This is a genomic window from Methylobacterium sp. WL116, assembly GCF_008039455.1.
GTDB lineage: Bacteria > Pseudomonadota > Alphaproteobacteria > Rhizobiales > Beijerinckiaceae > Methylobacterium.
Map to the genome: position 1 here is coordinate 1 of NZ_VRUV01000158.1, position 8735 is coordinate 8735.

12 protein-coding genes are annotated in these 8735 nt (G+C 61.1%); 7 read left to right on the forward strand and 5 right to left on the reverse strand.

Going from position 1 to position 8735, the window contains the following annotated elements; translation table 11 throughout:
• Positions 1-30: 30 nt before the first annotated feature.
• Positions 31-432, reverse strand: coding sequence for a carboxymuconolactone decarboxylase family protein (locus tag FV223_RS13355; RefSeq protein WP_147727510.1), 402 nt, complete (start codon positions 430-432; stop codon positions 31-33).
• Positions 368-793: a MerR family transcriptional regulator gene (locus FV223_RS13360; RefSeq protein WP_147727511.1), complete on the reverse strand. Its 426-nt coding sequence runs from the start codon at positions 791-793 to the stop codon at positions 368-370. The genes FV223_RS13355 and FV223_RS13360 overlap by 65 nt, the downstream gene beginning before the upstream one ends.
• 161 nt (positions 794-954) lie before the next feature.
• Between FV223_RS13360 and hemF the strand changes: the two genes are divergently transcribed.
• Both hemF and FV223_RS13370 read left to right on the forward strand, forming a co-directional pair.
• Positions 955-1881, forward strand: a complete 927-nt coding sequence (gene hemF / locus FV223_RS13365; RefSeq protein WP_243937862.1) for an oxygen-dependent coproporphyrinogen oxidase — start codon at positions 955-957, stop codon at positions 1879-1881.
• A complete protein-coding gene (locus tag FV223_RS13370; RefSeq protein WP_147727513.1) occupies positions 1878-2999 on the forward strand; it encodes an AAA family ATPase in 1122 nt (373 codons plus the stop codon). Before hemF ends, FV223_RS13370 begins: the two co-directional genes overlap by 4 nt.
• Before the next feature lie 165 nt (positions 3000-3164).
• Here the strand turns inward: FV223_RS13370 and FV223_RS13375 are convergent, their stop codons facing one another.
• Positions 3165-4361 carry a site-specific integrase gene (locus FV223_RS13375; protein ID WP_147727514.1) on the reverse strand — a complete coding sequence of 399 codons (1197 nt, stop codon included), beginning with the start codon at positions 4359-4361 and terminating at the stop codon, positions 3165-3167.
• Positions 4362-4638: 277 nt separating this feature from the next.
• Between FV223_RS13375 and FV223_RS13380 the strand changes: the two genes are divergently transcribed.
• The 3 genes from FV223_RS13380 (at position 4639) to FV223_RS13390 (ending at position 6607) form a co-directional block, all read left to right on the forward strand.
• Complete coding sequence (locus FV223_RS13380; RefSeq protein WP_147727515.1) at positions 4639-5406, forward strand: hypothetical protein; 768 nt, start codon at positions 4639-4641, stop codon at positions 5404-5406.
• On the forward strand, positions 5372-5833 hold the full coding sequence (locus tag FV223_RS13385) for a hypothetical protein (RefSeq protein WP_147727516.1): 462 nt from the start codon (positions 5372-5374) through the stop codon (positions 5831-5833). The genes FV223_RS13380 and FV223_RS13385 overlap by 35 nt, the downstream gene beginning before the upstream one ends.
• Before the next feature lie 267 nt (positions 5834-6100).
• Positions 6101-6607 (forward strand): hypothetical protein, encoded by a 507-nt coding sequence (locus FV223_RS13390; protein WP_246689674.1) that lies wholly within the window; start codon positions 6101-6103, stop codon positions 6605-6607.
• 97 nt (positions 6608-6704) lie between these two features.
• Here the strand turns inward: FV223_RS13390 and FV223_RS13395 are convergent, their stop codons facing one another.
• The gene (locus tag FV223_RS13395; protein ID WP_147727518.1) at positions 6705-7388 is read right to left on the reverse strand and encodes a recombinase family protein; all 684 of its coding nucleotides are present in this window, start codon (positions 7386-7388) and stop codon (positions 6705-6707) included.
• A gap of 106 nt (positions 7389-7494) precedes the next feature.
• On the opposite strand from FV223_RS13395, the gene FV223_RS13400 reads away from it, so the two are divergent.
• Positions 7495-7764, forward strand: a complete 270-nt coding sequence (locus FV223_RS13400; protein WP_187276135.1) for a hypothetical protein — start codon at positions 7495-7497, stop codon at positions 7762-7764.
• A 39-nt stretch (positions 7765-7803) separates the two neighbouring features.
• Positions 7804-8049: a hypothetical protein gene (locus FV223_RS13405; protein WP_147727519.1), complete on the forward strand. Its 246-nt coding sequence runs from the start codon at positions 7804-7806 to the stop codon at positions 8047-8049.
• 157 nt (positions 8050-8206) lie between these two features.
• Here FV223_RS13405 and FV223_RS13410 read toward each other — a convergent pair whose 3' ends face one another.
• Entirely contained in the window at positions 8207-8455 is a 249-nt protein-coding gene (locus tag FV223_RS13410; RefSeq protein WP_147727520.1) for a hypothetical protein, read from the reverse strand.
• Positions 8456-8735: the final 280 nt, after the last annotated feature.

An 8735-nucleotide genomic window follows, 5' to 3' on the forward strand; every position in this document is an offset into this window, starting at 1 on the left:
GGGCGGTGGCTCGCGCCCGCGCGATCGGCGTCACGCCGGCGCGCGGGCCGCGAAGACCTCCTTGGCGGCGAACAGGCCGTTGAGGGCGGCCGGGAAGCCGGCATAGACCGCCATCTGCATGATCACCTCGGTGATCTCGTCGCGGGACAGGCCGACGTTCAGGCCCGCCTCGATGTGGACCTTAAGCTGCGGCGCGGCGTTGCCCATCGCCGTCAGCGCCGCGATCGTGGCGATCTCCCGCGATCGCAGGTCGAGGCCGGGGCGGCTGTAGATGTCGCCGAACGGGAACTCGATCAGGTAGCGGGCGAAATCCGGGGCGATGCCGGACAGCGCCGCGATCACGTGCTCCCCGGCCTGCCCGTCGATCTCAGCGAGCGCGCGGGCGCCCCGCGCGTAGCGGCTTTCCGGGGTCGGGCTCTGGTCGGTCGTCATCGTGCATCCCTTCGGTCGAGCAGGCATAGCCGGCGATTTTCGTGTCGAGGGCGGCCAGGGCGTCCTGCAACGCGGCGACGTGCGTGCGGACCTGCGCGCGATGCCGTTCGAGCAGCAGGCGCCGTTCCGGAGCCGTCGCCGGTCCGGCGCGCCGCAGGGCCGCATAATGCAGCATCGTCCGGATCGGCATGCCGGTGGTCTTGAGACGGTCGAGGAAGCCGATCCAGGCCAGGATCGACCCGTCGTAGTCCCGGTGCCCCGCGGCGTCCCGCTCGACGAACGGCAGCAGCCCGATCCGCTCGTCGTAGCGGAGGGTGTGGGCCGTCAGGCCCGAGCGTTTGGCGAGTTCGCCGATCCGCATGCACCGCTTGCCTCTCGGCCCTTTGACCCTTTGGGCCCTCGCCACGATGCCATCGAGGCTACGGCTTCGAGCGCGCTCGAAGTCAAGCGCGGGTCGAAGCCCGGTTTCGCGATGCGTGAATTGACGCCGCCGGGGCGGAGTGGGACATCCCGTCCATGACGATGCCGGACACCGAGACAGCCCGCCCCCGCCTGCCCGAGGCCGACGTCACGGCGCTCAAGGCCGAGGCGACCGCGTGGTTCACGACGCTGCGCGACCGCATCGTCGGCGCGCTCGAGACCTTGGAGGCCGAGGCCGAGGGGCCGTTCCATCCGGACGCACCCGCTGCGGCTGGGCACTTCGAAAAAACCCCCTGGGAGCGGACCGACCACACCGGCCGGCCCGGTGGCGGCGGCACCATGGCGATGCTGCACGGCCGGGTGTTCGAGAAGGCCGGCGTCCACGTCTCGGCGGTGCACGGCGAGTTCGCGCCGGAGTTCCGCGCCCAGATGCCGGGCGCTGCGGAGGATCCGCGCTTCTTCGCCACCGGCATCTCGCTGATCGCGCATCCGTGGAACCCGAACGTGCCGACGGTCCACATGAACACCCGCTTCGTGGTAACGACGAAGACGTGGTTCGGCGGCGGGGCCGACCTCACCCCGGTGCTCGAGCGCCGGCGGACGCAGGACGACCCCGACACGCAGCACTTCCACGCCTGCCTCAAGGCAGCCTGCGACGCCCACGCCCCGGCGGCGAACTACGACAAGTACAAGCAGTGGTGCGAGGAATACTTCTACCTGCCGCACCGCAAGGAGCCCCGCGGCGTCGGTGGGATCTTCTACGACTACCACTGGACCGGCGACCCGCAGGCCGACCTCGCCTACACCCGCGACGTCGGCGGCGCCTTCCTCGCGGCCTATCCCGAGATCGTCCGGCGCAACGTCGCGACGCCCTGGACCGAGGCCGACCGGCTGGAGCAGCAGGTGCGGCGCGGGCGCTACGTCGAGTTCAACCTGCTCCACGACCGCGGCACGATCTTCGGCCTGAAGACCGGCGGCAACGTCGCCTCGATCCTGTCGTCGCTGCCGCCGACCGTGCGCTGGCCGTGAGCGAGGGCCTCCCCAAAAGCTTCGCCCCGCAGCAGGACGCGGCGCTGAAGGCCATCGCCGCCTGGCGCAAGGACAAGGGCGCCGCCCAGGTGTTCCGGCTGTTCGGCTACGCCGGCACCGGCAAGACCACGCTGGCCCGCCGCATCGCCGACGACGTCGACGGCTCGGTGGTGTTCGGCGCCTTCACCGGCAAGGCGGCCTCGGTGATGCGCCAGAAGGGCTGCCAGGACGCCGCGACGATCCACTCGCTGATCTACCGCACCAAGGAGACGGAAGAGGGCGGCCCCGCCTTCTCGCTGAACCGCGCCGGGCCGGCGGCCAAGGCCGACCTCATCGTCATCGACGAGTGCTCGATGGTCGATTCCGACCTCGGCCACGACCTGCTGTCGTTCGACAAGCCGGTGCTGGTGCTCGGCGACCCGGCGCAGCTGCCGCCGGTGCGCGGCGGTGGCTTCTTCACCGAGGCCGAGCCCGACGTGATGCTGACCGAGGTCCACCGCCAGGCCAAGGACGACCCGATCGTGCGCATGGCGATGACGGTGCGCGAGGGCGGCCGGCTCGCGCTCGGCGAGTACGGCGCCAGCCGCGTGGTCTCGCGCCGCGCCATCGACCCGACCCAGGTGCTCGACTGCGACCAGGTGCTGGTGGGCATGAACAAGACCCGCCGTCTCTACAACGGGCGGCTGCGGGAGCTGGCCGGCCACGTCGACCCGATGCCGGCGGTGGGCGAGAAGCTGGTCTGCCTGCGCAACGACCGCACCAAGGGCCTGCTCAACGGCTCGACCTGGACCGTGCAGGCCCTGCGCGCACCGCCCCGCCCCGACACGATCCGCCTCGACGTGGTGCCGGAGGACGACGCCGGCACGCGCAAGCGCGCCATCGACATCAAGGTTTTACGCGCCGTGATTTCCGGGTCGGAGGAGGAGATCCCGGCCTTCCTGCGCCGGGAGACCGACGAGTTCACCTACGGCTACGCCCTCACCGTCCACAAGGCGCAGGGCTCGCAGTGGGACAAGGTGGTGCTGTTCGACGAATCGTTCGCCTTCCGCGAGCACCGGGCGCGGTGGCTCTACACCGGCCTGACCCGCGCGGCGCAGGCGATCACGGTGGTGGTGTAGGACCGGCTCTTCCCTTCCCCGACGGATCTCGTGCTCGCCCGAGATCCGCACCCCGTGTGCCCAAGTCGGGCAGGCCCGACTTGGGTGCGGGGGGAGGGCTTGCAGTCTCAGAGCTTCGTCCCGAAGATCTCCGCCACCTGCGGGATGTCCTTGTCGCCAACTTTCCTAAGCAACTGATTTCAATAGGCTTTTTCTGGCACTCGCGGGTGTCGTGGGACTTTTCGTGGGACTTCCTGCATCCTGTCCCACGACAGCGGTGGTCGCCGAAAGCTGCGCTCCAGCCTCCATCGCGGCGAAAACGTCCTCGTCGAGAATGTGTGCATACCGCATCGTGGTGTTGATGTTTTCATGCCTGCCAATGCGCTGAGCCGCTTGTAGGTCTTTCGTGGCTCGAACGATCCGGGACAGAGCGGTGTGCCGTAGGTCGTGGAGCCGGAAATCGTGAAGGCCGGCGCGGTCGCGGAAGGTGATGAACATCTTCTTCGCGCCCTTCACCGTCATCGGGTAGCGCTGGCCCTTGACGAACGTGAGGCCGAGCATCCCGTGGTTGTCGGTGGATCGCTTTGAGATGTAGGTGAACACAAACTCGGGGTGATGCCCCCGCAGCGGTTCGAGGATCGCTGAGATCGACGGCGGCATCGGGACGGTGGCCGGCTTCTCGCCCTTGCCGAAGACGTACATCACCCGGTTCGCGACATCGACATCGCGCCAGCGCAGGTTGACCGCTTCGTGGATACGGAAGCCTGAGATCATGCAGAAGCGGAACAGGGGCCGCCAATCCTCGCGGATGTGAGCCATCAGCTGGGTCTCTTCGTCACCACGCAGCTCGCGGATGCGAACCTTCGGCTCCTTGCGCCGGATGGACTTCCAGAGGATCTTCGCGACCGGCTGGCCATGGACGTTGTGTGCGTGGCGAAGGATGCGCTGGATTGGCTCCTGGACGGTTCGGTTCAGGGTCGCATTGGAGACCTGACCGCCATCCCTCCCCTTCGCAGTCGCCAGCTTGTGTATCATCAGGCGCTGCACGAACGCGGTGTCGATGTCCCGGATTGGCGTGGACAGGCCGATCTCGTCCTGTAGCCAAAGATACCAACTCTTCGAGGTCGCATCGAAGGTCTCGTTGAGAACCTCCTTGAAGTAGGTGATCCCGGCCTCGCCCCAGGTCCAGAGCGCACCGTTAGCCTGCTTGATGAGCTTCACCTCTTGCTTGGCTTTCTCGCGCTCAGCCTTCTCAACGCGAAGTGCTTCTCTTTCAATAGTTGCGCCAGTAGAGCCCGAATACCTGCGGCCGGCATGCTGAAAATCGAACTTGTATACGTCCGCTTCTTTGCCGTTGCGGTCCTTCGGTCGATAGACTGACATGCTTTGCGCCGCCTTGCTATGAACGCACGTTGAATGTTGAGACAACCGCCGACGGCATGAATTTGCCGACGTAGCCTGCCTCAATGTCACAGGTCCGCGACAGTAGCCACGTAGAACGGCATTTCCAGGATCGGGACCTACGCACTGTAATGAGGGCAATAGCTCGCCTCACCATTTACGAGTATCAAAGGCCGGCAACCGCGCCACAAGCGGCAACCGAATTTACCAGAGCCACGGCAACCGGCCACGCCTAGGGCGGACCAGAGTAGGATTTTTAATGGCAAGCTGGTGCGATAAATTAGCTTCGACGCCAACCGTTGGCTTCAAGCTCGACCCAAACTTCTTGTCGGGCGATACTTTGCTTGGCTCGTTGACTGCCATCACTAACAGCTATTACGATCAAGATAAAGCAAAATTTACTATGGAGAAGCATGAGTCGTTTGCTGTTCAATTTTCAGGCGAGGATGGATACACATATAGCATTGATCCTACGAAAATTTCGGTAGCTTTTATGCACAAGGTTAGAGCCAAGCTGACTAGCGGCGGCTTGCCTCGCGTAGAAACGACTTCAGAAGATGCGCCGTATAGCATACTTCTAGATAGAACAGTCGAAAAAGCTATCGAACTATTAGTATCCGTACCAAACGAGGCTGGACGAAAGTTAAAACGTATTGGAATGGTCACTACGTCCGTAACAAACCAAGAAGACATGCCTCCTGGTGTAGCGAAACTCTTAATGTACTTAGGTCGTCCCTGGAATAATAAACTTTCCTCGTATCATATGCAGATAACTGCTACTTTAAAAAAATCTGAAACAGAAGAAGACCGTTGTATATACACGATTGTCAAAGGTGATGAGCATGAAGATTTGATTAATTTTTCCTTTGACTGGCAACGCCTATACTTAAGCGGAAAATCGATAGAGAGGAAGCAGGTGCAGGATACCGTAAGGCTTGCTCAGCGTGCCGCACTGGCATATTTTGAGGCTATTGCCGAAGGGAACGAATGGGATGAGAAGCTCCTCAGCAGCACTTCAAAACGATAATGTCGCGGAGTCGTACTCCCCGCGGGGTGACACGTACAATGGTGTACGCACGCCTTCGTCAAATTTCGAGGCTCATAACACCGCGGTAGAGGCCCTGAGCCTGCCAACTTTTGACGCACGAAATTATGCAGCCACATCTAAAATCGCGGCACGTGTTCATACTGCTAATGTTTCGCAGGGTGAAATAGACAAGCTTGAGCGCACTCGTCGGGCATTGCTCGATAAGAAATACGCTGGCGAGATCCGCCAGGAAGAGATTAATAAATTAGCGTATGTCAGATGGTCACTCGATAGGATTGAAGACGCAAAATATGGTACAAGCTTTGATCTCCTCGAAGAGAAGGTCATTGCCGTTGAGCGGCTCATTAAAGAAATGGCTGTATTGAAGAGTAAGCTTACCGGTCAACAAAGGGGCCGGAGAAGATAAGATCGTATGACAAAGTCCAAAGAGTTATCTGTTCATGGCGACTCTCATGAGTTGGTAGTTAGATCAGACGTAGAGAAACGGAGTAGCTATTCGGATTACCGTGAGGTATTGCGACATGATTTCTTCTATTCCTGCTGTTACTGTACAATGACTGAAGCGGAAGCGCAGGCTGTTCGATATGCAATCGATCATTACTATCCTCGCGCTTCGAGGCCGGACTTGGTCAACGCATACGAAAACCTTATGTGGGCATGCGACCCGTGCAATATGCGCAAGTCAGATCGCATTCCCTCAGAAGCAGCCATAAAGGCCGGCTTCCGTTATTTTAGATCTGATCAAGATGTCAGAAGTCAGCACTTTAAATGCGAGGATGTTGAACTTGAGTCAAAGACTGAAGTCGGTGAATTTACAATTGATGAACTCGACCTTAACAGCGGTCGGTTAAGGAGATTGCGCGACATCAGAAAGCGTTTGACGAGTTGTTCTCAACTTGTCGAAGAAGGAGTCATCGGCTTACGTAATTTTGAATTAGATCAGCTTCCGCATGGTGTGCGGGGGCAGGCGTTATCATCGATAGGTCGGGCCCGAAGCCTTGCGGAAGATTTGCTGGACGACATCGATACTACGCTTCGGCGGAGCGCCCGCTCTCAGATGATCGATCCAGATGACAGTGCCGACGCGCAAGAGCGGGCAAATAATCGTGTTGCAAAGATTAAAGCTAGGGAGGGGCTATTTCCCGGAAATTGGAGGGCGCCTAGAACTAAGAGGAAGTGAAATACATTAGCGCTTCCCTCCCCTCATCGAACAAGGGGGACGCCTTGTCCCTTGCCTTCCTTGGTTTGAACGGTTCTCCGAGACGGTCCATTATTGTTCATGCAGAGCGATCCAGGATGCGCCGAACCTGAACGGCGCTCCACACGCCGTCACGAGCCGTCCGAACCCGCCGTGCGTTCAACTCGGTAGCGATGGCGGTGTTGGTCTCGAACCCGTTGGCGCGAATGCTGGCGATGATCGGGAGGACGTTGGCGGCGAAGGCGTCGGCGCCGGCGCGGTTGGCATCGGCACCCTTGGCGCTGGCCTCTGCGAGGTTCGTCCGGTTTCCGAGGATCATGCCGGAGGCTTTCTTCTCAGCGAGAGCCTTGCGGGTGCGATCCGAAATCATGGCCCGCTCCTTCTCACCGAGGGCGGCATAGATGTGGAGCATGAACGGATCGACGTTCTCTCCAAGCTCCGCGACGAAGAACGGCACCCGCTGAGCCATAAGGCCGGCGATGAACGCCACGTCGCGGGACAGACGGTCCAGCTTGGCGACGATGACGGCGCACTTGGCCTTGCGCGCGGCGGCGAGGGCAGTGGCGAGCTTGGGGCGACGATCCAAGGCATCGGTACCCTTGCCGGACTCATGTTCCTCGAACTCGGCAACGACCTCGAACCCGTTGGCCTCAGCAAACACCTCGATAGCCCGGCGCTGTGCCGCGATCCCGAGACCGCTCTTGCCCTGACGATCCGTGGAGACCCGGAGGTAGGCAACAAGGGGGCGAAGGGCGTCGGACATCAGGGCATCTCCACCGGACTGACAAGACCATACGTCGGTATGGAGTTGTTAGGCAAGCCCCAAATCAGCGGCCGGACATCAATTCCGGCTTCCAATGAGAAGAAAAATGAAATCGTCAGATCACTGGGGGCCGTTCGATCCGGCCATCACGGCATGCGAGCGCGTCGCACGCCTCCGGGGCCTTCGGGCCATCGTCCAGCTTGTGGCCGGCTCGCGCGGCGAAACCGTCACCCGCGCCCTACGCTGTGCCGAGGATGACGCGAGTTTCCTAGGTTCGGCTCTACAAGCCCTGGAAAAGCTCGCCGCTCTCGACAAGCGCCGCGTGTGGTCGTCCTACCTCGGATTGATCGCACCGACGCCACCGTATGCGGCATGATCCGCTTGCCAGTTGCGAGGCTCGGCCTATCTCGCCGCGATGCATGAAGCCGTCCTACAATTGATGTGCATTCTAGCGAGCGGTATCGAGACCGAGGAGGCTTCTGCCGACCAGCTTGGGGCTATCGCTGCGAAGGCAAGCGCCCTAGGCGACGACCTGATCGCCAAGGGTCTTGCTGCCGTGGCGCGAAATCATCGGGTCCGCGCTCTTGAGCTACAGAGTGAGCTTGCAGCCGTGAGCATGACTCACGGTGGCATCTTTCATCAGCATCTCACCGAGGATTGACGTGCCGACCTACCGCCTCGCCACTCTGCTTCTACTGATCGCCACCCCTGTGGCGGGACAGAGCCTTGACGACACACGGGCCACGAACGCTTTGCGCGACGCGGCCCGTGCTCAGGAACGACAGGCGGATGAGTTGAGCCGCCTCCGGCAGGTGGAGTCAGACCGCGCGGTGCGAGAGGATCGCGCGATCCGCAATGCTAACCGGGATGCTCGGAGCAGTCGGCGCTTCGATCGCTGATGGCCTTGCCTTGCTGAGGACGTTGAGTGCGATGAGCACGCCCGTGGCGGCGTTCGTGAGCACAAGATGGCATGGCTCCATCATGTCATCGCCAGAGAGGGCATCAGCCCTGCGGAGAAGCTGAACGGCCACCGCTTCGAGAGCATCAATAAACTCTTGATCCTGCATCACAATCTCCACTCGCGTCGTGCCTTGCAAGGCAACGACGACGTGAGAGCATGGCAAGTCGAGTGGTGAAAGCCACAAGATGTCGCAGGTTCAACATCGCTTGCATGCAACACAAGCGATCACGATGCCGAGTGTTGCTGTGTCAAACACTTATGTCTCCCCCTTGGTAGACATGCTGAACACTTGCATGAATGCAAAGGTTCAGTTTTTTATATGCAAGTATGGCACCGGGTCGTCTCAGGGCTCAGGAAACCGTAGCTGCAAAAGAGCCCCTATTTCC

Coding starts and splice junctions, on each gene's coding strand:
- FV223_RS13380 (WP_147727515.1), top strand. CDS start 4,639: ATGGCAAGCTGGTGCGATAAATTAGCTTCGACGCCAACCGTTGGCTTC.
- FV223_RS13355 (WP_147727510.1), bottom strand. CDS start 432: ATGACGACCGACCAGAGCCCGACCCCGGAAAGCCGCTACGCGCGGGGC.
- FV223_RS13385 (WP_147727516.1), top strand. CDS start 5,372: ATGAGAAGCTCCTCAGCAGCACTTCAAAACGATAATGTCGCGGAGTCG.
- FV223_RS13400 (WP_187276135.1), top strand. CDS start 7,495: ATGAAATCGTCAGATCACTGGGGGCCGTTCGATCCGGCCATCACGGCA.
- FV223_RS13360 (WP_147727511.1), bottom strand. CDS start 793: ATGCGGATCGGCGAACTCGCCAAACGCTCGGGCCTGACGGCCCACACC.
- FV223_RS13405 (WP_147727519.1), top strand. CDS start 7,804: ATGCATGAAGCCGTCCTACAATTGATGTGCATTCTAGCGAGCGGTATC.
- FV223_RS13390 (WP_246689674.1), top strand. CDS start 6,101: ATGCGCAAGTCAGATCGCATTCCCTCAGAAGCAGCCATAAAGGCCGGC.
- FV223_RS13375 (WP_147727514.1), bottom strand. CDS start 4,361: ATGTCAGTCTATCGACCGAAGGACCGCAACGGCAAAGAAGCGGACGTA.
- FV223_RS13395 (WP_147727518.1), bottom strand. CDS start 7,388: ATGTCCGACGCCCTTCGCCCCCTTGTTGCCTACCTCCGGGTCTCCACG.
- hemF (WP_243937862.1), top strand. CDS start 955: ATGCCGGACACCGAGACAGCCCGCCCCCGCCTGCCCGAGGCCGACGTC.
- FV223_RS13410 (WP_147727520.1), bottom strand. CDS start 8,455: ATGCAGGATCAAGAGTTTATTGATGCTCTCGAAGCGGTGGCCGTTCAG.